The following is a 23,139-nucleotide window of genomic DNA, read 5'->3' as shown; positions in this document are numbered from 1 at the left end:
CAACACGAGGGTGAACACCGTTGTCATTGCGCTGATCAGCGGCTTTCACGGAGCGCCGCCCAGGACCCCGTCCCGCGCCCCGTCGCACATCCCGTCCCGCACCCCGCTCCGCGGTCGCCGAAGGGGCCCGATCAACGGGACCCCGTTCGTCCGCATACGCCCCCGCAAGTTTGGGAACCCACGCCCCGATCGCGCATGATGATCACGCGCTTCGGCGGTCCTCGGGCCGTGAACGGGTGGTGAACCCCCGGTACACGGCATCCGATAACCTCAGCCGACGCCCGCCCACCACGCTCCCCCCGGTGTGGTCCGCGGTGCTGGTCACCCCCTTCGCTGCCCGGCCCTCGCCGGGCCGGCCCCCAAGGAGTGAGTTCCTCTGTCGACCGCCATCCTCACCGGTCCGCCGGTGCCCGGCTCGCCCCTGGAGGGTGAGCTGCGGGCGCTCGGCTTCGGGGTGCGGGTCGTCACCGAGCCGTCGCAGACCCCGAGCGTCCTCGCGAGTGTCCCCGCCGGGGAACGCGTCGCGCTCGTCGACTCCCGGTTCGTGGGCCACACGCATTCCCTTCGGCTCGGACTCACCGACCCCCGGTTCCCCGCCGCCGCGGTCCCCGGCGCCGTCACCGCGCGGCCCGAGGCCCGCCCCGCCCTCGCGCACGCGCTCGCCACCGCCGTCCGCGGAGCGGCCCCGGCCGGCCACGGCGCCCCTCTCGCCCCCGCCACCCACCCCCTGCGCCAGCCGATGCCCGCCGAGGGCGGAGCGCCCGGCACCGAGGTACTGCCCCAGACGGACACCGGCGGCGGCCCGCTGCCCGACCGGCTCGCGGGGCTCCTCGACGCGGACGGCACCGCCGTGCACCGCCCCGACCTCGGCTCGCTCGTCGCCGTCGTCCCCGCGAGCCCGCAGGAGCGCAACGAGGCGCGGCAGTCCGTCGAGGCGGTCGACGAGGAGGCGGTCCGGCTCCGCTCGGCGGTCAAGGCCCGCGACGGCTTCTTCACCACGCACTTCATCAGCCCGTACTCGCGCTACATCGCCCGCTGGTGCGCGCGCCGCGGCCTCACCCCGAACCAGGTCACGACCGCCTCGCTGCTCACCGCGCTCATCGCCGCGGCCTGCGCCGCCACGGGGACACGGTCCGGGTACGTCGCGGCCGGCGCGCTGCTCCTCGCCTCGTTCGTCCTGGACTGCACCGACGGCCAGCTCGCCCGCTACTCGCTCCAGTACTCGACGCTCGGCGCCTGGCTCGACGCGACCTTCGACCGCGCCAAGGAGTACGCCTACTACGCGGGGCTCGCGCTCGGCGCGGCGCGCGGCGGGGACGACGTGTGGGCGCTCGCCCTCGGCGCCATGGTCCTCCAGACCTGCCGCCACGTGATCGACTTCTCCTTCAACGAGGCCAACCACGACGCCGCCGCCAACACGAGCCCGACCGCGGCGCTCTCCGGCAAGCTCGACTCGGTCGGCTGGACGGTGTGGCTGCGCCGCATGATCGTGCTGCCCATCGGGGAGCGCTGGGCGATGATCGCCGTGCTCACCGCCTGCACGACGCCCCGCATCACCTTCGTCGTCCTGCTCATCGCCTGCGGCCTCGCCGCCTGCTACACGACCGCCGGACGCCTGCTGCGCTCGGTGACCCGCAGGGCCACCCGCACGGACCGCGCCGCCCAGGCCCTCGCCGACCTCGCCGACTCCGGCCCCCTCGCCCGCCTCTTCGCCCGCGTGCTGCGCCCGCTCGGCCGCGCGCTGCCGCGGATCGGCGTACCGCTGCTCGCGCTGCTCGGCGCCGCCGCCGTCACCGCCAGCGCCGCGTTCACCTCGTACGGCTCGGCCTGGCCCGTCCTCGGCGCCGCCGTCTACGTCGTGTCCTCCGCGCTCGCCGTCGCCCGCCCGCTCAAGGGCGCCCTTGACTGGCTCGTACCGCCCTTCCTGCGTGCCGCCGAGTACGGCACGATCCTGCTGCTCGCGGCGCGCAGTGACCCGCACGGCGCGCTTCCCGCGGCCTTCGGGCTCGTGGCGGCGGTCGCCTACCATCACTACGACACGGTGTACCGCATCCGCGGTGGCACCGGCGCTCCGCCCCGCTGGCTCACCCAGGCCATCGCCGGACACGAGGGCAGGACCCTGCTGGTCGCCCTCCTCGCGGCGGTTCTCGGCGGGAGCGGCTTCGCCACCGCGCTCACGGTCCTGGCCGTGCTCGTAGCCCTCGTGGTGCTCTTCGAGAGCATCCGCTTCTGGGTGTCCGCAGGGGCACCCGCCGTACACGACGAAGGAGAACCCGCATGATCGGCCTCGTGCTCGCGGCCGGCGCCGGAAGGCGTCTGCGCCCGTACACCGACACCCTGCCCAAGGCGCTGGTGCCGGTCGGGCCCGAAGGCCAGGAGGAGAGCCTCACGGTCCTCGACCTGACCCTCGGCAACTTCGCCGAGATCGGCCTCACCGAGGTCGCGGTCATCGTCGGCTACCGCAAGGAGGCGGTCTACGAGCGCCGGGAGGCCCTGGAGGCCAAGTACGGGCTGAAGATCACGCTGATCGACAACGACAAGGCCGAGGAGTGGAACAACGCCTACTCCCTGTGGTGCGGCCGTGACGCGATCAAGCACTCGGTGATCCTCGCCAACGGCGACACCGTCCACCCCGTCTCCGTCGAGAAGACGCTGCTCGCCGCGCGCGGCGAGGGCAAGAAGATCATCCTCGCCCTCGACACGGTGAAGAAGCTCGCCGACGAGGAGATGAAGGTCGTCGTGGAGCCCGGCAAGGGCGTCCGCAGGATCACCAAGCTCATGGACCCGGCCGAGGCGACCGGCGAGTACATCGGCGTGACCCTCATCGAGGGCGACGCGGCCGAGCAGCTCGCGGACGCGCTGAAGACCACGTACGAGCGCGACCCGCAGCTCTACTACGAGGACGGCTACCAGGAGCTGGTCAACCGCGGCTTCACCATCGATGTCGCCCCCATCGGCGAGGTCAGCTGGGTCGAGATCGACAACCACGAGGACCTGGCCAAGGGGCGGGAGATCGCGTGCCGGTACTGACGCGGCTGATTCCCTCGCCGCTCGCCGTCGACATCCGCCCCGGCGCCCTGGACGATCTCGCGACCGTCCTGTGCGACCAGCGGATCTCGGCGTCGGGCAAGCTCGCCATCGCGATCAGCGGCGGTTCCGGGGCCAGGCTGCGCGAGCGGCTGGCCCCGGCCCTGCCGGGCGCGAGCTGGTACGAGGTGGGCGGCGGCACCCTCGACGACGCGATCCGGCTCGCCGACGCGATGAAGTCGGGGCACTACGACGCGGTCGTGGGCCTCGGCGGCGGCAAGATCATCGACTGCGCCAAGTACGCCGCCGCGCGCATCGGGCTGCCGCTCGTCGCCGTCGCCACGAACCTCTCGCACGACGGGCTCTGCTCCCCGGTCGCGACCCTCGACAACGACGCGGGCCGCGGCTCCTACGGGGTGCCCAACCCGATCGCCGTCGTCATCGACCTCGACGTCATCCGCGAGGCCCCGGCCCGGTACGTGCGCTCCGGCATCGGCGACGTGATCTCCAACATCTCCGCGGTCGCCGACTGGGAGCTGTCCCACCGCGTCACCGGGGAGTCGATCGACGGGCTCGCCGCGGCGATGGCCCGGCAGGCGGGCGAGGCGATCCTGCGCCACCCCGGCGACGTGAGCCAGGACGACTTCCTCCAGACGCTCGCCGAGGGCCTCGTCATGACGGGCATCTCGATGTCGGTCGCCGGGGACTCGCGCCCCGCCTCCGGCGCCTGCCACGAGATCAACCACGCCTTCGACCTGCTCTTCCCCAAGCGCGCCGCGAGCCACGGCGAGCAGTGCGGGATGGGCGCGGTCTTCGCGATGCACCTGCGCGGCGCGGGCGAGCAGGCCGGCTACATGGCCGAGGTACTGCGCCGCCACCACCAGCCCGTACTGCCCGGTGACATCGGCTTCTCGGTGGACGAGTTCGTCCAGGCCGTCGAGTTCGCCCCGCAGACCCGCCCGGGCCGCTACACGATCCTCGAACACCTCAACCTGTCGACAGACCAGATCAAGGACGCGTACGCCGACTATGCCAAGGCCATCGGTAGCTGAACTCCGCCCCGTCGTCCACCCCGCCGGGGTCAAGGACCGACGCAGCGGCGAGCACTGGGCCGGCCGGCTCTACATGCGCGAGATCTCGCTGCGCATAGACCGGTACCTGGTGAACACCAAGGTCACGCCGAACCAGCTGACCTACCTGATGACGATCTTCGGTGTCCTCGCCTGCCCGGCCCTGCTGTGGCCGGGCGTGCCCGGGGCCGTGCTCGGGGCCGTCATGGCCCAGCTCTACCTGCTCTTCGACTGCGTGGACGGCGAGCTGGCCCGCTGGAAGAAGCAGTACTCGCTCCAGGGCGTCTGGCTCGACCGGGTCGGCGCCTACCTCGCCGACGCGGCCGTCCTCGTCGGCTTCGGGCTGCGCGGTGCCGACCTCTTCGGCACCGGCCGCATCGACTGGCTGTGGGCCTTCCTCGGCACGCTCGCCGCGCTCGGCGCGATCCTCATCAAGTCCGAGACGGACCTCGTCGGCGTCGCCCGCCACCAGGCCGGACTGCCCGTCGTCAAGGACGCCGCGGCCGAGCCGCGCTCCTCCGGGATGGCGCTCGCCCGCCGGGCCGCCGCCGCCCTCCAGTTCCACCGGCTGATCCTCGGCATCGAGGCCTCGCTGCTCATCATCGTGCTCGCGGTGATCGACCAGATCCGCGGCGACCTCTTCTTCACCCGTCTCGGGATCGCCGTTCTCGCCGCCATCGCGCTCGTGCAGACCCTGCTGCACCTCGTGTCGATTCTCGCCTCCAGCCGGCTGAAGTGAAGCGGTCCGTGACGGGCGAACACGTGCGACGAGCGATATGAGCGCCGCGTTCCGGGCACCGGGTCCGCCCGGGCTCCGGGGCGCAAGAAGGAAGAGGAAGCAGGCATGAGTCAGTCCGCGCCGACGGTGGGCGCCGTCATCATCACCATGGGCAACCGGCCCGAGGAGCTGCGACTGCTCCTCGACTCGGTCGCCAAGCAGGAGGGCGAGCCCGTCCAGGTCGTCGTCGTCGGCAACGGCTCCCCGGTGCCCGAGGTGCCCGAGGGCGTCCGCACCGTCGAGCTGCCCGAGAACCTCGGCATCCCCGGGGGCCGCAACGTGGGGATCGAGGCGTTCGGCCCGGCCGGGCGCGACGTCGACATCCTCCTCTTCCTCGACGACGACGGGCTCCTGGAGCGGACCGACACCGCCGAGCTGTGCCGTGAGGCGTTCACGCGGAACGAGAAGCTCGGCATCGTCAGCTTCCGCATCGCCGACCCCGAGACCGGCGTCACGCAGCGCCGCCACGTCCCGCGCCTGCGCGCCTCGGACCCGATGCGCTCCTCCGAGGTCACGACGTTCCTCGGCGGCGCCAACGCGGTCCGTACCCGGGTCTTCGCCGAGGCCGGGCTGCTGCCGGGGGACTTCTTCTACGCGCACGAGGAGACCGACCTCGCCTGGCGCGCCCTGGACGCCGGCTGGTCGATCGACTACCGGGCCGACATGGTGCTCCTGCACCCCACGACGGCCCCCTCGCGGCACGCGGTCTACCACCGCATGGTGGCCCGCAACCGGGTCTGGCTCGCGCGCCGCAACCTGCCGCTGCCCCTCGTCCCCGTCTACCTCGGCGTGTGGCTCCTGCTCACCCTCGCGCGGCGGCCGAACGGTGCCGCGCTGCGGGCCTGGTTCGGCGGTTTCCGCGAGGGCTGGTCGAAGGGCTGCGGTCCGCGCCGCCCGATGCGCTGGCGCACGGTGTGGCGCCTCACCCGGCTGGGCCGTCCGCCGATCATCTGACACGCTGTTCCGCAGACGCCGTACCACGGCGGTGCCGGTGCCCCGGGCGCGAGCGCGCCCGGGGCACCGGCAGACCGCAGTCCCGCAGTCCCGCGACCCCCGCAGACGAAGGTTCCCCCGTGAGTGACACAACGCAGGAGAAGGGCGCGACGGTGAGCACACCCACGCTCCCGCCCTCGCCCGACGAAGGGCTCAGCCGCCCCGAACTGGCGGCGAAGTACGGGCTGACGGTGAGCGGCGCCCGGCCAGGGCTGCTCGCGTACATCCGTGAGCTGTGGGGCCGGCGCCACTTCATCCTGGCCTTCTCGCGGGCGAAGCTCACCGCCCAGTACAGCCAGGCGAAGCTCGGCCAGTTGTGGCAGGTCGCGACGCCCCTGCTCAACGCGCTCGTCTACTTCTTCATCTTCGGGCTGCTGCTCGGGGCGCGGAAGGGCATCGACAAGGACATCTACGTCCCCTTCCTCGTCACCGGCGTCTTCATCTTCTCCTTCACGCAGTCCTCGGTGCAGGCGGGCGTACGGGCCATCTCGGGCAACCTGGGCCTGGTCCGCGCGCTGCACTTCCCGCGCGCCTCGCTGCCCGTCTCCTTCTCGCTCCAGCAGCTCCAGCAGCTGCTGTACTCGATGATCGTGCTGGTCATCGTGCTCTTCGCGACCGGCTGCTGGCCGAACATGCGCTGGCCGCTCGTCATCCCCGCGCTCGTGCTCCAGTTCGTGTTCAACACCGGGCTCGCGCTGATCTTCGCGCGCGCGGGCGCCAAGACCCCCGACCTCGCGCAGCTCATGCCCTTCGTGATGCGCACCTGGATGTACGCCTCGGGCGTCATGTTCAGTCTTCCGGCGATGCTCGCCGACAAGGACAACGTGCCCGGCTGGGTGGGCGACGTGCTCCAGTGGAACCCGGCGGCCGTCTACATGGACCTCGTGCGGTACGCGCTCATCGACGGCTACGGCAGCAGCTACCTGCCGCCGCACGTGTGGGCCTTCGCGCTGGGCTGGGCGGTCCTGATCGGGATCTGCGGGTTCGTGTACTTCTGGAAGGCGGAAGAGCGGTATGGCCGTGGCTGAGGGACGCAACGCGGGCCGGGAGCACATGCCCACGGTGATCGCGGACGAGCTGCACATCGTCTACCGGGTGCACGGGGCCAAGGGCGGCAAGGGCAGCGCCACGGCGGCGCTCAACCGCATCGTCAAGCGCGGCGACTCGCCCGGGGTGCGCAAGGTGCACGCCGTGCGCGGGGTCTCGTTCACCGCGTACCGGGGGCAGGCCATCGGGCTCATCGGCTCCAACGGCTCGGGCAAGTCGACACTGCTCCGCGCCATCGCCGGGCTGCTGCCCGCCGAGAGCGGCAAGGTCTACACCGACGGGCAGCCCTCGCTGCTGGGCGTCAACGCCGCCCTCATGAACGACCTGACGGGCGAGCGCAACGTGATCCTCGGCGGGCTCGCGATGGGCATGAGCCGGGAGGAGGTCAAGGCCCGCTACCAGGAGATCGTGGACTTCTCGGGGATCAACGAGAAGGGCGACTTCATCTCGCTGCCGATGCGCACCTACTCCTCCGGCATGGCGGCCCGGCTCCGCTTCTCCATCGCGGCGGCCAAGGACCACGACGTCCTCATGATCGACGAGGCCCTCGCGACGGGCGACCGCTCCTTCCAGAAGCGCTCCGAGGCGCGGATCAGGGAGCTGCGCAAGGAGGCCGGGACGGTCTTCCTCGTGAGCCACAACAACAAGTCGATCCGCGACACGTGCGACCGGGTGCTGTGGCTGGAGCACGGGGAGCTGCGGATGGACGGGCCCACGGCCGAGGTGATGAAGGAGTACGAGAAGTTCACCAGTAAGTAAATAGCTGAAATGCCGTAAGAGGGCTTTTCCTCCCTTCTTCGCGGCATCGGGAGCGAAAGCGGAACCCCTGTCGGACAAATCCGTCAGGGGTTCCGTCATGTCACGGCGCAGGGCGCCGATTATTCCCCGCGCGCGGCCGAGCGGGTCAAAGATCAGTCAACTAAGTCGCAGGTCGGGAAGGTTGACGGCAATCGGTGTGTTCTTGTGACGTGCTGAACACCCCGCCGTGAGCGGTTGAGTTGTACAACGTAAGCTGTGCCGGTGCCGAATCGCGACGAGTGGTGCGATACCGCACAGGGGGACATGCTGCACCGAAACGCCCGGGCGGCGGCCGGGCGGCGTGTCCGAAATAGTGAGTTTTGTGTGCGCAGTGTAGAACGGGAGATGTGACGGCATTGGCTACGGACGACCTCCGCCTCCACGCTGTACCCGCCGTCCCCGCGACGGGCGGTCGCCGATGAGCGCCCCCCGCGCCGCGGCGCCCGGTACCGGGACGGCGCACGCCACCGCGACGGAGAACGCCACGCTCGGCAAGGCCGGAGCGGAGAACTTCCCGGTGGCGCCGTTCTTCGTGCCCAGAGCCTGGCGCGCCGACCTCATGGCCGTCTACGGCTTCGCCCGTCTCGTCGACGACATCGGCGACGGCGACCTCGCCCCCGGCGGCGCCGACGCCCGCTACCTCGACGTCCCCGAGGACCAGGCCGGCGACCGCCTCGTCCTCCTCGACGCACTCGAAACCGACCTCGCCCGCGTCTTCCGCTCCACCGGCACCCCCCACCACCCCCTGCTGCGCGCCCTGCGGCCCACCGTGCGCCGCCGCGGCCTCGTCCCCGACCCGTTCGAGGCGCTCATCGGCGCCAACCGGCAGGACCAGAAGGTCGGCCGCTACGCCACCTGGGACGAACTGGCCGCCTACTGCGAGCTGTCCGCGAACCCGGTGGGCCGCCTCGTCCTCGGCCTCACGGGGACCGAGAGCGACGCGCGCGTGCGCCGCTCCGACGCCGTCTGCACCGGGCTCCAGCTCGTCGAGCACCTCCAGGACGTCGCCGAGGACCTGCGCCGCGACCGCGTCTACCTGCCCGCCGAGGACATGACGCGCTTTCACGTCACCGAGGCCGACCTCGCGGCCCCGCGCGCGAGCGCCCCGGTCCGCGCCCTCATCGCCTTCGAGGCCGACCGCGCCCGCGCCCTGCTCGACGAGGGACTGCCCCTCGTCGCCAGCGTGCGCGGCCGCCTGCGGCTCCTGCTCGCCGGCTTCGTCGCAGGGGGCCGCGCGGCCCTCGCCGCGATCGCCGAGGCGGGCAACGACGTACTCGCCACCACGCCGAAGCCCACCAAGGCCCGGCTGCTGCGCGAGATGGGAGCAGTACTGCGAGGAGAGGGGTGAGTCCGACGATGAAGGAGCAGGGCGTACTGCCCGCGGCCGTGAGTGCCGCCTACGGCTACTGCGAGACCGTCACCGGGTCCGAGGCGAAGAACTTCGCCTACGGCATCCGCCTGCTGCCCGGCGACAAGCGCCGCGCCATGTCGGCCGTCTACGCCTTCTCACGCCGCGTCGACGACATCGGCGACGGCACCCTGGCGCCGGAGGAGAAGACGCGCCGGCTGAACGAGTGCCGCGAACTCCTGGAGCGCGTCCGGGCCAAGGACGTCGCGGAGGACGACACCGACCCGGTCGCCGTCGCCCTCGCCGACACCGCGCGGCGCTTCCCGGTGCCACTCGGCGCCCTGGACGAGCTGATCGACGGCGTCCTGATGGACGTACAGGGCCGCGTCTACCGCACCTGGGACGAGCTCGCCGACTACTGCCGCTGTGTCGCCGGGGCGATCGGACGGCTCTCGCTCGGCATCTTCGGCGTACGGCCCGGCGCGCGCGACCGCGTACGCGCCCCCGAGTACGCCAACACGCTTGGCCTCGCGCTCCAGCTCACCAACATCCTGCGCGACGTGCGCGAGGACGCCGCGAACGGCCGTACCTACCTGCCCGCCGAGGACCTCGACAAATTCGGTTGCTCCGCGGGCTTCGCCTCGGCGACGCTGCCCGAGGGCGCGGACTTCCCGGGCCTCGTCCACTTCGAGGTGCGCCGCGCCCGCGCGCTCTTCGACGAGGGCTACCAGCTGCTTCCCATGCTCGACCGGCGTGGCGGCGCCTGCGTCTCGGCCATGGCCGGGATCTACCACCGCCTCCTGGACCGCATCGAGCAGGACCCCGACGCCGTCCTGCGCGGCCGGGTGGCGCTCTCGGCCGGGGAGAAGGCGTACGTCGCCGTGCGCGGCCTCGCCGGGGTGGACGCCAAGGCGGCCGCACGCCTGAGAACCGGGGGGCAACCGTGACGCGCGGGACCCCGCGGCCGGGCCGCACGAAAGCACACGTATCCGGTCACGGCCGGGCAACCTCCGGGCTGAGCTCCGCGTCCCTCACTGCGCACGCCGCCACCCCGGGGGCGGGCAGGGAGGACGTATGACCGATCAGGCCGATTCAGGCACCATCCCCCTCGGCGGCGGCACGGGACACGCCGTCGTCATCGGCGGCGGACTCGCCGGAGTGACCGCCGCGCTCGGCCTCGCCGACGCCGGTGTGCGCGTGACCCTTCTGGAGGGCAGGCCCCGCCTCGGCGGACTCGCCTTCTCCTTCCGGCGCGGCGACCTCACCGTCGACAACGGCCAGCACGTCTACCTGCGCTGCTGCACCGCCTACCGGCAGTTCCTGGAACGGATCGACGCCGCCCACCTCGCCCCCGTGCAGGACCGGCTCGACGTCCCCGTCCTGGACGCCGGCACCGGGCGTCTGGGCCGACTGCGACGTACCCAGGCGCCGGTCCCCCTGCACCTCGCGGGCGGACTCGCCCTGTACCCGCACCTGAGCGTGCGGGAACGTGCCTCCGTGGCACGCGCCGCGCTCGCGCTGCGCCGCCTCGACCCCGCCGACCCCGCGCTCGACGACCGCGACTTCGGCAGCTGGCTGCGCGCGCACGGGCAGAGCCCGCGTACCATCGCGGCGCTGTGGGACCTCGTCGGCGTCGCGACGCTGAACGCCCGCGCCGACGACTCCTCGCTCGCCCTCGCCGCCAAGGTCTTCAGGACCGGGCTGCTCACCGAGCCGGGAGCCGCCGACATCGGCTGGGCCCACGTCCCGCTCGGCGAACTCCACGACACCCTCGCCCGCCGCGCCCTCGACAAGGCCGGCGTCACCACGCGGCTGCGCGCCAGGGTGAGCGCCGTCGAGGCGGCCGACGGAGGCGGCTGGCGGGTGCGCACCGAGGACGGCGTGCTCGACGCGGACACCGTCGTGCTCGCGGTGGCCCAGCCCGACGCCCACCAACTGCTGCCCGCGGGAGCACTCGACCACCCCGAACGCCTCGCCGCGCTCGGCACCTCGCCCATCCTCAACGTCCACGTCGTCTACGACCGCAAGGTGCTGCGCCGGCCCTTCTTCGCCGCGCTCGGCAGCCCGGTGCAGTGGGTCTTCGACCGCACCGCGCCGTCCGGGCTCACCGGGCCGGGCCAGTACCTCGCCCTCTCGCAGTCGGCCGTCGGCGAGGAGATCGACGCGCCCGTGAGCACCCTGCGCGCGCGCTACCTGCCCGAACTGGAGCGACTCCTGCCCGCCGCGCGCGGCGCCGGGATCCGCGACTTCTTCGTCACCAGGGAACGCACGGCCACCTTCGACCCGGCCCCCGGCGGCAGGCGGCTGCGGCCCGGCAACACCACCCGCGCCCCCGGGCTCTACCTCGCCGGGGCGTGGACCGACACCGGCTGGCCCGCCACGATGGAGGGCGCCGTGCGCAGCGGCAGCGACGCGGCCCGCGCCGCGCTCGCGAGCCTCGGCCGTACCGGCGCGCACCTCTTCCACTTCCAGGAGGCGGCATGAGCACCGAGGTCCGGGCGGGCCGCGTGCCGCTCAGCACCCCCAAGACCAGCACCGCGAACAGAGGAGAGAAGAACGTGCCGACTGTGCCCTCGGCCGAAGCCGCCGCCGACGCCCCGGACGTGACCGCGCTCGTCGAGCGCAGCCGTGCCCTCGTCACGCCGGTGCTGCGGTCCGCCGTGGACCGGCTCGCGCCGCCCATGGACTCGGTGTCCGCCTACCACTTCGGCTGGACCGACGCCGAGGGCAGGCCCACGGCGGGCGACGGGGGCAAGGCCGTGCGCCCCGCCCTCGCGCTCATCTCCGCCGAGGTCACCGGCGCGAGCGCCGAGACCGGCGTGCCCGGCGCCGTCGCCGTGGAACTCGTGCACAACTTCTCCCTGCTGCACGACGACCTCATGGACGGCGACGAGCAGCGCCGTCACCGCGACACCGTCTGGAAGGTCCACGGTCCCGCGCAGGCGATCCTCGTCGGCGACGCGCTCTTCGCCCTCGCCAACGAGATCCTCCTCGAACTCGGCACCCCCGAGGCAGGCCGCGCCACCCGCCGCCTCACGCGCGCCACGCGCGCCCTGATCGACGGTCAGGCCCAGGACATCTCCTACGAGCACCGCGACCGCGTCACGGTCGAGGAGTGCCTGGAGATGGAGGGCAACAAGACCGGCGCCCTGCTCGCCTGCGCCGCCTCCATCGGCGCCGTGCTCGGCGGCGCCGACGAGGCCACCGCCGACACCCTGGAGCGCTACGGCTACCACCTCGGGCTCGCCTTCCAGGCCGTGGACGACCTCCTCGGCATCTGGGGCGACCCCGAGTCCACCGGCAAGCAGACCTGGAGCGACCTGCGCCAGCGCAAGAAGTCGCTGCCCGTCGTCGCCGCGCTCGCGGCGGGCGGGGCGGCCTCCGACAAGCTCGCCAAGCTCCTCGCCGCCGACGCCGCCGCCACCGGACCCGACTCCTTCTCCGAGGCGGAGTTCGCCGCCCGCGCCGCCCTCATCGAGGAGGCCGGGGGCCGCGAGTGGACCTCGCGGGAGGCGCGCCGGCAGTTCGACATCGCCATCGGGGCCCTCGACAGCGTCCCGATGCCTCCCCACGTGCGGGCGTCCTTCGTGGCGCTCGCGGACTTCGTCGTCGTACGAAAGAGATGATCACCATCAGACGGACATGCCAGCGATGACGCGCAGTCGCCGACCGGTGCGGCCCGCCCGACGTCCCCGCCCCCTGCCGGCGGACACCGGGCGGGCCGCGGCCCCGGCCGACGGCGGACCCACAGCAGATGATCGAGACTGCACGAAGGGGAAGCCATGACAGCGACGACCGATGGAAGCACCGGGGCGGCGACGCCCCCGGCTACCACGGCCAGTGCTCCTTTGCACCTCAGCCCCGAGGCGAGTGAAGCCCACGAGGCCACCGCCCGCGCCACCCGGCGAGCCGTGGATTTCCTCCTCGACCGGCAGAGCGACGAGGGCTGGTGGAAGGGCGACCTCGCCACCAACGTCACCATGGACGCCGAGGACCTCCTGCTGCGGCAGTTCCTCGGCATCAGGGACGAGGCAACGACCCAGGCCGCCGCGCTCTTCATCCGGGGGGAGCAGCAGGAGGACGGCACCTGGAACACCTTTTACGGCGGGCCCGGAGACCTGTCGGCCACCATCGAGGGGTACGTCGCGCTGCGCCTGGCCGGGGACAGCCCCGAGGCGCCGCACATGCGCAAGGCGTCCGCCTTCGTCCGCGCCCAGGGCGGGGTCGCCCGCGCCCGGGTCTTCACGCGGATCTGGCTCGCCCTCTTCGGCTGGTGGAAGTGGGAGGACCTGCCGGAGATGCCTCCGGAGCTGATGTTCTTCCCCAAGTGGGCCCCGCTCAACATCTACGACTTCGGCTGCTGGGCCCGCCAGACCATCGTGCCGCTCACCGTCGTGTGCGCCCAGCGCCCCGTGCGCCCCGCGCCCTTCGCGCTCGAAGAGCTGCACACCGACCCGGCCGACCCCAACCCGGCCCAGCCGGCACCGCCGGTGGCGAGCTGGGACAACGTCTTCCTCAAGCTCGACAAGATGCTCCACGGCTACCGCAAGGTCGCCCCGCGCCGCGTGCGCGAGGCCGCGATGCGCGCCGCCGCCACCTGGATCGTCGAGCGCCAGGAGAACGACGGCTGCTGGGGCGGCATCCAGCCCCCGGCCGTGTACTCGATCATCGCCCTGCACCTGCTCGGCTACGACCTCGACCACCCCGTGCTGCGCGCCGGGCTCGAATCGCTCGACCGCTTCGCGGTCTGGCGCGAGGACGGCGCCCGCATGATCGAGGCGTGCCAGTCCCCGGTCTGGGACACCTGCCTGGCCACCGTCGCGCTCGCCGACGCGGGCGTCCCCGGCGACCACCCGCAGATGATCAAGGCCGCCGACTGGATGCTCGCCGAGCAGATCGTGCGCCCGGGCGACTGGGTCGTGCGCCGCCCCGACCTGCCGCCGGGGGGCTGGGCCTTCGAGTTCCACAACGACAACTACCCCGACATCGACGACACCGCCGAGGTGGTCCTCGCGCTGCGCCGCGTCGCCCACCCCGACGCGACACGGGTCGACAAGGCGGTGCGCCGCGCCGTCGACTGGAACGCGGGGATGCAGTCGAAGAACGGGGCCTGGGGCGCCTTCGACGCCGACAACACCAGCCCGTTCCCCAACCGGCTGCCGTTCAGCGACTTCGGCGAGGTCATCGACCCGCCCTCGGCCGACGTCACCGCGCACGTCGTCGAGATGCTCGCCGAGGAGGGCCTCGCCCACCACCCGCGCACCCGGCGCGGCGTCGAGTGGCTGCTGAAGAACCAGGAGAGCGACGGTTCCTGGTTCGGCCGCTGGGGCGTCAACTACGTGTACGGGACCGGGGCCGTCGTCCCCGCGCTCGTCGCGGCCGGCCTGCCCGCCTCGCACCCGGCGATCCGCCGCTCCGTCGCCTGGCTCGGCCAGGTGCAGAACGAGGACGGCGGCTGGGGCGAGGACCTGCGCTCCTACCGGGACACCGCCTGGCACGGCCGCGGCCACTCCACCGCCTCGCAGACCGCCTGGGCGCTGCTCGCGCTGCTCGCGGCCGGTGAGCGGGACTCGGAGCAGGTGCGCCGCGGCATCGCGTACCTCGTCGAGACCCAGACCGAGGACGGCACCTGGGACGAACCCTGGTTCACCGGGACCGGCTTCCCCTGGGACTTCACCATCAACTACCACCTGTACCGGCAGGTGTTCCCCGTGACGGCGCTCGGCCGTTACCTCAACGGCACAGGGCCGGGGGAGAACTGATGGAACAGGCCCCCGGAACCGGGACCGATCCCGGATCAGCACCGCTGCTCGTCGCCTGCGCGCTCGGCATCGAGCACTTCGCGCTGCGCAGCGGCGGGGGCCGCACCCTGCGGCAGGGCGGCGGCGCGGTGTCCGTGCTGCGCACGGGCATGGGGCCGAAGGCCGCGGAACGCGCCGTCGAGCGCGCGCTGCGGTCCGCACCCCCCACGACCGCCGTCCTCGCCACCGGGTTCTGCGCCGGACTCGTTCCCGGGATGCACCCCGGCGACCTCGTGGTCGCCGAACGCACCGAGGACGCGGCCGGCTCGACCTCGTGTTCCGCGCCCGAGGCGCTCGCCGCCGCGCTCGCCCGTACGATCCCCGGCCGCACCGTGCACACCGGGGTGCTCGCCGGCTCCGACCACGTGGTGCGCGGCCCCGAGCGGGCCACGCTGCGCGCGACGGGCGCCGTCGCGGTGGACATGGAGTCCGCCGCGACCCTGCGCACGGCCCGCGCCGAGTCCACCACCGCCACCCGTCCGGTGGCCGCCGTCCGGGTGGTGGTGGACGCACCCGAACACGAACTCGTCCGTATCGGCACGGTCAGCGGGGGAATATCTGCCTTCCGCGTACTCCGTGCCGTCCTGCCTGCTTTCTCTGAATGGCACCGTACTTTTCTGCTCCCCAGGAGGTGAGCCAGATGGCCATGCCGCTTCGCCAGACCATCAGGATCGGGACGTATCTGATGGAACAGAAGCTCCGCAAGCGGGAGAAGTTCCCGCTCATCGTCGAGCTTGAACCGCTCTTCGCGTGCAACCTGAAGTGCGAGGGCTGCGGCAAGATCCAGCACCCTGCGGGAGTCCTCAAGCAGCGCATGCCGGTCGCCCAGGCCGTCGGCGCCGTTCTGGAGTCCGGCGCCCCGATGGTCTCCATCGCGGGTGGTGAGCCCCTCATGCACCCGCAGATCGACGAGATCGTGCGCCAGTTGGTGGCCAAGCGGAAGTACGTATTCCTCTGCACCAACGCGATGCTGCTCCGTAAGAAGATCGAGAAGTTCACCCCCTCGCCCTACTTCGCCTTCGCCGTGCACATCGACGGCCTCAAGGAGCGGCACGACGAGTCGGTCGCCAAGGAAGGCGTCTTCGACGAGGCCGTCGCGGCGATCAAGGAGGCCAAGCGCCGCGGCTTCCGGGTCACCACCAACTCGACCTTCTTCAACACCGACACCCCGCAGACGGTCATCGAGGTGCTCGACTTCCTCAATGACGAACTCCAGGTCGACGAGATGATGATCTCGCCCGCCTACGCCTACGAGAAGGCCCCCGACCAGGAGCACTTCCTCGGCGTGACGCAGACCCGCGAGCTGTTCAAGAAGGCGTTCGCCGGCGGCAACAGGCAGCGGTGGCGGCTCAACCACTCGCCGCTCTTCCTCGACTTCCTGGAGGGCAAGCAGGACTTCGACTGCACCGCCTGGGCGATCCCCAACTACTCCCTCTTCGGCTGGCAGCGCCCCTGCTACCTCATGAGCGACGGCTACGTGCCCACGTACCGGCAGCTCATCGAGGAGACCGACTGGGACAAGTACGGGCGCGGCAAGGACGAGCGCTGCGACAACTGCATGGCGCACTGCGGCTACGAGCCGACCGCCGTCATGGCCACCATGGGCTCCCTCCAGGCCTCGCTGCGCGCCGCCCGCGAGACGATCGCGGGCAACCGCTCCTGACCGTGACGGGCCGCGCCCGTCCCGACCGGCCCCCACGCGGCCCCGGCCTCGCACCCCTGCGAGGCCGGGGCCCCGTGCCTGCCGCTCCGATGTGCCGCGTGGCCCCGCTCACGTATCCCGCCGACCCGACCGGGCCGGACGTCCGAAGAGAGAGGGCCCGAACGTGACATTGCTCGAAAGCATCCGGGGGCCGCGCGACCTCAAGGCCCTTGGCAGCGACCGGCTGCCCGAACTGGCCGCGGAGATCCGGGAGTTCCTGATCCAGGCGGTCTCCAGGACCGGCGGCCACCTCGGCCCCAACCTCGGGGTCGTCGAGCTGACCATCGCCCTGCACCGGGTCTTCGACTCGCCGCACGACCGCGTCCTGTGGGACACCGGGCACCAGGCGTACGTGCACAAACTCCTCACCGGGCGGCAGGACTTCTCCAAACTGCGCTCCAAGGGCGGCCTCTCCGGCTACCCCTCGCGCGCCGAGTCCCCGCACGACGTCATCGAGAACAGCCACGCCTCGACCGTGCTCGGCTGGGCCGACGGCCTCGCCAAGGCGCGCGACCTGCGCGGCGAGCACACCCACGTCGTCGCCGTCACCGGGGACGGGGCGCTCACCGGGGGCATGGCCTGGGAGGCGCTCAACAACATCGCCGCCGCCAAGGACCGCCCCCTCGTCCTTGTCGTCAACGACAACGAGCGCTCCTACGCGCCGACGATCGGCGGCCTCGCCCACCATCTCGCCGCGCTGCGCACCACCGACGGCTACGAGAAGGTCCTCGCCTGGGGCAAGGAGGTGCTCGACCGCACCCCCGTCGTCGGCAAGCCGCTCTACGAGTCGCTGCACGGCGCGAAGAAGGGCTTCAAGGACGCCTTCGCCCCGCAGGGCCTCTTCGAGGACCTCGGCCTGAAGTACGTCGGTCCCGTCGACGGCCACGACATCGCGGCGCTGGAGTCGGCGTTCGCGACCGCCAAGCGCTTCGGCGGGCCCGTCATCGTGCACGTCATCACCGAGAAGGGCCGCGGCTACGAGCCCGCCCTCGCCAACGAGGCGGACCGCTTCCACACCGTGGGCGCGATCGACCCGCTCACCGCCGAGGCGCTGACGCCGGCCGCCGGGCCCTCCTGGACGGCGGTCTTCGGCGAGGAGCTGGTGCGCATCGCCGAGGAGCGGCACGACGTCGTCGCGCTCACCGCCGCGATGCTCGACCCCGTGGGCCTCACCCCCTTCGCCGCGCGCTTCCCCGACCGGATCTGGGACGTCGGGATCGCCGAGCAGCACGCGGCCGTCTCGGCCGCCGGGCTCGCGACCGGCGGACTGCACCCCGTCGTCGCCGTGTACGCGACCTTCCTCAACCGCGCCTTCGACCAGCTCCTCATGGACGTCGCCCTGCACCGGTGCGGGGTCACCTTCGTCCTGGACCGGGCCGGGGTCACGGGGACCGACGGCGCCTCGCACAACGGCATGTGGGACATGTCGGTGCTCCAGGTGGTGCCCGGGCTGCGCATCGCGGCGCCGCGCGACGCGAGCGAGCTGCGCGCCCAGTTGCGCGAGGCGGTCGCCGTGGACGACGCGCCGACCCTCGTGCGCTTCCCCAAGGAGACGGTGGGCGCGGACCTGCCCGCGCTGCGCCGCGAGGGCGGGCTCGACGTGCTCGCGGAGGACGCGGGGGAGGCGGAGGAGGCCGATGTCCTCTTCGTCTCGGTCGGTGTCATGGCGCCCGTGTGCCTCGCCGCCGCCGCGCTGCTGCGTGAGCGCGGCATCCGTTCGACCGTCGTGGACCCGCGCTGGGTCAAGCCCGTCGACCCCGCCCTCGCCCCGCTCGCCGCGCGGCACCGGGTGGTCGCGGTCGTCGAGGACAACAGCCGTACCTCCGGGGTCGGCGCCGCCGTATCGGTGGCTCTCGCCGACGCCGAAGTCGACGTCCCCGTTCGTCACTTCGGCATCCCCGAGCAGTTCCTGCCGCACGCCAAGCGCGGGGAACTCCTCGCCGACCTCGGCCTCACCCCGGTGGAGATCGCCGGAAGCATCGGGGCCCACCTGGCCCGTAAGGAGAAGACGCAAGGATGACCACCGGCACGACGGACGCAGCGGCTCCCGGGGGCGAGGGCACGCAGGGCAAGGGGTTCGATCTCAACGCCCTGCTCGCCGCACGCGGGCGCGAGCGCTACGAGCTGCACACGAAGCACCTCAACCACCAGCTGCCGCGCATGCTCCACACGATCGGCTTCGACAAGTACTACGAGCGCGGCGAGGGCGCCCACTTCTGGGACGACGAGGGGCAGGACTACCTCGACATGCTCGCGGGCTTCGGCGTCATGGGGCTCGGCCGCCACCACCCGGTCGTCCGCCAGGCGCTCCACGACGTGCTCGACGCCCAGCTCGCCGACCTCACCCGCTTCGACTGCCAGCCGCTGCCCGGGCTGCTCGCCGAGAAGCTGCTCGCGCACAGTCCGCACCTGGACCGGGTCTTCTTCGGCAACAGCGGCACCGAGGCGGTCGAGACGGCGCTGAAGTTCGCGCGCTTCGCGACGGGCCGCACACGCGTGCTTTTCTACGACCACGCCTTTCACGGCCTCACCACGGGCTCCCTCTCGGTGAACGGCGAGAAGGGCTTCCGCGACGGCTTCGCGCCGCTGCTCCCCGACACCGCGCTCCCCGTCGGGGACCTCTCCGCCCTGGAGCGGGAGCTGCGCAAGGGCGACGTGGCCGGGCTCATCGTCGAGCCGATCCAGGGCAAGGGCGTCACCGAGACCCCGCCCGGTTACCTCAAGGCCGCGCAGGACCTGCTGCGCAAGCACAAGGCGCTGCTCATCGCCGACGAGGTGCAGACCGGGCTGGGGCGTACCGGAGACTTCTACGCCTACCAGCACGAGGAGGGCGTCGAGCCGGACCTCGTGTGCGTCGCGAAGTCCCTCTCGGGCGGCTACGTGCCCGTGAGCGCGACGCTCGGCAAGGAGTGGATCTTCAAGAAGGTCTACTCCTCCATGGATCGCGTCCTCGTCCACTCGGCGAGCTTCGGCGCCAACGCGCAGGCGATGGCCGCGGGGCTCGCGGTGCTGCACGTCATGGAGGACGAGAACATCGTCGCGAACGCGCGCCGCACGGGGGACCACCTCAAGCGGCGGCTGACCGACCTGATCCCGAAGTACGAGATGCTCGCCGATGTCCGCGGGCGCGGCCTCATGATCGGCATCGAGTTCGGCCGTCCCGACTCGCTCAAGCTGCGCAGCCGCTGGGCGATGCTCCAGGCCGCGCGCAAGGGCCTCTTCGCGCAGATGGTCGTGGTGCCGCTGCTCCAGAAGCACCGCATCCTCACGCAGGTCTCCGGGGACCACCTCGAAGTCATCAAGCTCATCCCGCCGCTCGTGATCGACGAGGCGGACGCGGACCGTTTCGTGGACGCCTTCACGGCGGTCATGGACGACGCGCACAACGGCGGCCTCATGGGCGACTTCGCGAAGAACATCGTGAAGCAGGCGGTCGCTCACCGCTGACCTGGGAATTTGCCTCTCGGGCAATAAATTTGCCCGAGAGGCACGGCGGTGGCTGAATGGAGGCATGAGCACCGAGCCCGACAGCGGCCCGCCCGAAGAACTCGCCGTCGCCGTCGCCCCGCACCTGCGGGAACTGCGCCGCCGCGCGGGCCTCACGCTGGAGGCCGCCGCGCAGGCCGCGAGTCTCTCCCCGGCCCACCTCTCCAGACTGGAGACCGGCCGCAGGCAGCCGAGCCTGCCGATGCTGCTCGCCCTGGCCCGTACCTACGGTACGACGGTCTCCGAACTCCTCGGCGAGACCCCCGCCGGACCGGGCTCGGTCGTCCGCGCCGGCGCGATGGAGCCCACCGAGGCGGGCGGCTGGACGTACTGGCAGGCGGGCGGCCCCGGGCGCGCGATGCAGGCTCTGCGGGTACGGGTCCCGTACGGCAGCCAGGGCGACATCGTGCGCGTGCACCCGGGGGAGGAGTGGCTGCACGTCCTGACCGGTCGCCTGCGGCTGCGCCTGGGCGACAGCGCGCACCTGCTCGCTCCCGGAGACAGCGCCCACTTCGACTCGCTCACCCCGCACCGCATCGCCGCCGCGGACCCGGACGGCGCGGTGCTGCTCTTCGTCCACACGCTCTTGCAGAGCCCGCTGGGCGCGCTCTGCCTCGGCGACGTCCACCCAGGAGGCGCGTAATGCCCGAGCACGACAGCGGGACCAGGCCGGCGAAGGACGGCGAGCAGGCCGCACCGGCGAAGGACGGCGAGCAGGCCGCACCGGAGGGGAACGGCACCATCCGCCGCTTCGTCGAGGACAAGATCCCCACCGGGCTGTGGGTCCGTGTCTTCGTCTACGTCGTCGCTGCGCACGGCGTCGCCGCCTTCCTCTACCTGCTCTTCACCCTGGGCGCGAAGAACCAGTGACCGGCCGGGGCTACTCCACGAGCCGTTCGCGCAGCCGCTCGCGCAGCGCGTCGTCGAGCCCCAGGACCTCGCGGAAGTAGCGGTCCCTGCCGCCCCAGTGCGCGTCGATCGTCTCCAGCGCGGCCCGCAGGTAGCTCGCCCGCGCGGCGAAGAGCGGGTCGAGGAGTGCGGCGATCTCGGGGGCCGTGGGCGGGGTCGCGTCCTTGCCGCGCGAGACGCGGTAGCGGCGGTGGCGCGCGTTCGACTTGAGGTAGTCCTCCTCGATCGCCTCCTCCTCCACACCCACGGCGAGCAGCACGAGCGCGACCGAGGTGCCCGCCCGGTCCTTGCCCGCCGCGCAGTGCAGCAGCGCGGGCACGCTGTCCTCGGCGATCGCCCGCAGCAGCCGCCCGTGCTCGGCGGTGCGCTCCTTGATGAGCTGGCGGTAACTGGCCTCCATACGGGCCTCGGCGCGCCCCTCGCCGAGCGCGGCCCGCAACTGCTCCACCTCACCGTCCCGCACGATCCGCCAGAACTCCGCGCCGTCCGCCGGGTCGTTGAGCGGCAGGTGCACGTTGCGCACGCCGGGCAGCTCGACGTCGGGACCTTCGAGGGCCCGGTCGGCGGCGTTGCGGAAGTCGAAGACGGAGTGGAGGCCGAGGCCGGCGAGGTAGGCGGCGTCGGCCTCCGTCGCGTGCGCGAGGTGGCCGCTGCGGAACAGGACGCCGGTACGGGTGCGGCGGCCGTCGCGCGTGGGCAGCCCGCCCACGTCGCGGAAGTTGCGGACGGCGCTCAGCGCGGGCTCTTCCGGCCCGGCCGAGGCGACGACGACGGGCTCGGGGGCGGTCCCCGGGGGCGGTTGCGTCACGGGACTCCTTCCGGTGGGCCGCCGGCGCGGCTCGCCGACGGTGGCGCGAGGCCGAGACTGGCACGGACCGCGGGGCCGGGCAAGGTACCGGAGCGCGGGAGAACCCCGAGGTGAGCAGCGTCATAGCGGTGACGGACGGTGCCGGAGGCAGGCCCGGGGCCGGGTGGACCGTTTTGGCTGCACACGGCGTACGTCCGGTTCTGTCCGGATCGGGAGGTTTCCACGGAGAGTGACGGAAATCTTCGGAATGGATCACGAAATGTGATTCCTGACGCAAAAAGGCTGCTTGTCGGGCGTGTCGTGATGCCTTTACGGTCACCAGCAGTCCGGCCGGAACGCCGAATCCTGCCGCCGCCCCGGACTCTCACGCTCACTCACACCCGTACCGGCAGGAGCGGGGGACCCACACGCATCACGCCGCACCCGGTCCCCCCGGGACGGCTCGGGGTGAAGTCGCCGCGCGCACCGCGCCGGTGGCCGGGCAGCTCCAGCCCGAACCCGACAGCTCACCCCGCAGGCGACGGAGAAGGAATCCGCATGTCCGCCACGGCCAACCGCCGCTCGTTCACCCGTCGCCTCGCGCTGCTCGGCACCACCGGTGCCGCCGCCGTGGCGCTCCCGCTCACCGCCATCGGCGGCGCCCACGCCGCCAGCCCCGCGAAGGACACGACGTACACCGTCAAGGCCGGTGACACGCTCGTCCAGATCGCCAAGAAGGAGAAAGTCTCCGGCGGCTGGAAGAAGCTCTACGAGCAGAACAAGGGCACCATCGGCACCAACCCCGGCATCATCAAGCCCGGTTCGAAGCTCGTCGTGAAGAAGGCCGCGACCCCGGCCCCCGCCGCCAAGAAGGCCACCACGGGCTCCGGCTGGACCGCGCCCGTCGACGGCGTCAAGGGCAGCGGCTACGGCCGCAACGGCAGCCTGTGGTCGCACGGCCACACCGGCGCCGACTTCCCGGTCAACACCGGCACCCCGGTCAAGTCCGTCGCGGCCGGCACGGTCATCACGGCGGGCTGGGGCGGCGCCTACGGCAACCAGATCGTCATCAAGCACGCCGACGGCCACTACAGCCAGTACGGCCACCTCTCCGCGTTCAAGGTCTCGGCCGGCCAGACCGTCACCGAGGGCCAGCAGATCGCCCTCTCCGGCGCGACCGGCAACGTGACCGGGCCGCACCTGCACTTCGAGATCCGCACGGGTCCCGCGTACGGGAGCGACGTCAACCCGATCACCTTCCTCGCGCAGCACGGCGTCAACGCCTGAGCGCCGTAGCCCCGAAAGCCGTGGCGGCCCGCTCCCCGCAGGGGGCGGGCCGCCACGGCCGTGTGCGGGACACGACCGCCAAGGGGGCGCGTTTATTCCGGGGTTG

20 protein-coding genes and 1 riboswitch are annotated in these 23,139 nt (G+C 72.3%); of the genes, 19 read left to right on the top strand and 1 reads right to left on the bottom strand.

Features of this window, described 5'->3' with window-relative positions:
* Positions 1-376: 376 nt before the first annotated feature.
* The 18 genes from G3I42_RS09245 (at position 377) to G3I42_RS37460 (ending at position 20,920) form a co-directional block, all read left to right on the top strand.
* Positions 377-2,281, top strand: coding sequence for a DUF5941 domain-containing protein (locus G3I42_RS09245; protein ID WP_164284169.1), 1,905 nt, complete (start codon positions 377-379; stop codon positions 2,279-2,281).
* On the top strand, positions 2,278-3,030 hold the full coding sequence (locus G3I42_RS09240) for a phosphocholine cytidylyltransferase family protein (protein ID WP_164284153.1): 753 nt from the start codon (positions 2,278-2,280) through the stop codon (positions 3,028-3,030). Before G3I42_RS09245 ends, G3I42_RS09240 begins: the two co-directional genes overlap by 4 nt.
* A complete protein-coding gene (locus G3I42_RS09235; RefSeq protein ID WP_164284152.1) occupies positions 3,018-4,079 on the top strand; it encodes an iron-containing alcohol dehydrogenase family protein in 1,062 nt (353 codons plus the stop codon). Before G3I42_RS09240 ends, G3I42_RS09235 begins: the two co-directional genes overlap by 13 nt.
* Complete coding sequence (locus tag G3I42_RS09230) at positions 4,057-4,836, top strand: CDP-alcohol phosphatidyltransferase family protein (protein ID WP_164284151.1); 780 nt, start codon at positions 4,057-4,059, stop codon at positions 4,834-4,836. The genes G3I42_RS09235 and G3I42_RS09230 overlap by 23 nt, the downstream gene beginning before the upstream one ends.
* 105 nt (positions 4,837-4,941) lie before the next feature.
* Entirely contained in the window at positions 4,942-5,829 is an 888-nt protein-coding gene (locus G3I42_RS09225; protein WP_164284149.1) for a glycosyltransferase, read from the top strand.
* Positions 5,830-5,948: 119 nt separating this feature from the next.
* The gene (locus G3I42_RS09220; RefSeq protein ID WP_164284147.1) at positions 5,949-6,896 is read left to right on the top strand and encodes an ABC transporter permease; all 948 of its coding nucleotides are present in this window, start codon (positions 5,949-5,951) and stop codon (positions 6,894-6,896) included.
* The gene (locus G3I42_RS09215; RefSeq protein ID WP_010266784.1) at positions 6,883-7,674 is read left to right on the top strand and encodes an ABC transporter ATP-binding protein; all 792 of its coding nucleotides are present in this window, start codon (positions 6,883-6,885) and stop codon (positions 7,672-7,674) included. The genes G3I42_RS09220 and G3I42_RS09215 overlap by 14 nt, the downstream gene beginning before the upstream one ends.
* Before the next feature lie 457 nt (positions 7,675-8,131).
* Positions 8,132-9,061, top strand: coding sequence for a squalene synthase HpnC (gene hpnC, locus G3I42_RS09210; RefSeq protein ID WP_164284145.1), 930 nt, complete (start codon positions 8,132-8,134; stop codon positions 9,059-9,061).
* A gap of 8 nt (positions 9,062-9,069) precedes the next feature.
* A complete protein-coding gene (gene hpnD, locus G3I42_RS09205) occupies positions 9,070-10,008 on the top strand; it encodes a presqualene diphosphate synthase HpnD (RefSeq protein ID WP_164284167.1) in 939 nt (312 codons plus the stop codon).
* A gap of 127 nt (positions 10,009-10,135) precedes the next feature.
* On the top strand, positions 10,136-11,545 hold the full coding sequence (gene hpnE / locus G3I42_RS09200; RefSeq protein ID WP_164284143.1) for a hydroxysqualene dehydroxylase HpnE: 1,410 nt from the start codon (positions 10,136-10,138) through the stop codon (positions 11,543-11,545).
* Complete coding sequence (locus G3I42_RS09195) at positions 11,542-12,687, top strand: polyprenyl synthetase family protein (protein WP_164284141.1); 1,146 nt, start codon at positions 11,542-11,544, stop codon at positions 12,685-12,687. The genes hpnE and G3I42_RS09195 overlap by 4 nt, the downstream gene beginning before the upstream one ends.
* A gap of 156 nt (positions 12,688-12,843) precedes the next feature.
* A complete protein-coding gene (shc, locus tag G3I42_RS09190) occupies positions 12,844-14,823 on the top strand; it encodes a squalene--hopene cyclase (RefSeq protein ID WP_164284139.1) in 1,980 nt (659 codons plus the stop codon).
* The gene (locus G3I42_RS09185) at positions 14,823-15,497 is read left to right on the top strand and encodes a 1-hydroxy-2-methyl-2-butenyl 4-diphosphate reductase (protein WP_164284137.1); all 675 of its coding nucleotides are present in this window, start codon (positions 14,823-14,825) and stop codon (positions 15,495-15,497) included. The genes shc and G3I42_RS09185 overlap by 1 nt, the downstream gene beginning before the upstream one ends.
* Before the next feature lie 5 nt (positions 15,498-15,502).
* Positions 15,503-16,525: an adenosyl-hopene transferase HpnH gene (hpnH, locus tag G3I42_RS09180; protein WP_007819823.1), complete on the top strand. Its 1,023-nt coding sequence runs from the start codon at positions 15,503-15,505 to the stop codon at positions 16,523-16,525.
* A 163-nt stretch (positions 16,526-16,688) separates the two neighbouring features.
* Complete coding sequence (gene dxs, locus G3I42_RS09175) at positions 16,689-18,584, top strand: 1-deoxy-D-xylulose-5-phosphate synthase (protein WP_164284134.1); 1,896 nt, start codon at positions 16,689-16,691, stop codon at positions 18,582-18,584.
* Complete coding sequence (locus G3I42_RS09170; RefSeq protein WP_164284132.1) at positions 18,581-20,011, top strand: aspartate aminotransferase family protein; 1,431 nt, start codon at positions 18,581-18,583, stop codon at positions 20,009-20,011. Before dxs ends, G3I42_RS09170 begins: the two co-directional genes overlap by 4 nt.
* Before the next feature lie 64 nt (positions 20,012-20,075).
* Positions 20,076-20,693, top strand: coding sequence for an XRE family transcriptional regulator (locus tag G3I42_RS09165; RefSeq protein ID WP_164284130.1), 618 nt, complete (start codon positions 20,076-20,078; stop codon positions 20,691-20,693).
* Positions 20,693-20,920, top strand: coding sequence for a DUF6126 family protein (locus tag G3I42_RS37460; RefSeq protein ID WP_239096346.1), 228 nt, complete (start codon positions 20,693-20,695; stop codon positions 20,918-20,920). Before G3I42_RS09165 ends, G3I42_RS37460 begins: the two co-directional genes overlap by 1 nt.
* A 10-nt stretch (positions 20,921-20,930) precedes the next feature.
* On the opposite strand, the gene G3I42_RS09155 is transcribed toward G3I42_RS37460, so the two are convergent.
* Positions 20,931-21,767, bottom strand: a complete 837-nt coding sequence (locus tag G3I42_RS09155; protein WP_164284128.1) for a tyrosine-protein phosphatase — start codon at positions 21,765-21,767, stop codon at positions 20,931-20,933.
* Positions 21,768-22,124: 357 nt separating this feature from the next.
* Positions 22,125-22,302, top strand: a riboswitch (cyclic di-AMP (ydaO/yuaA leader).
* A gap of 2 nt (positions 22,303-22,304) precedes the next feature.
* Here G3I42_RS09155 and G3I42_RS09150 point away from each other — a divergent pair.
* Positions 22,305-23,033, top strand: a complete 729-nt coding sequence (locus tag G3I42_RS09150; RefSeq protein ID WP_164284126.1) for a M23 family metallopeptidase — start codon at positions 22,305-22,307, stop codon at positions 23,031-23,033.
* Positions 23,034-23,139 lie beyond the last annotated feature (106 nt).

The sequence above is a fragment of the Streptomyces sp. SID11385 genome, from assembly GCF_010548245.1.
In the GTDB taxonomy this organism is placed as follows: domain Bacteria; phylum Actinomycetota; class Actinomycetes; order Streptomycetales; family Streptomycetaceae; genus Streptomyces.
The sequence above is the reverse complement of the archived record's forward strand: the minus strand, read 5'-3'. Positions and strand labels throughout refer to the sequence as shown.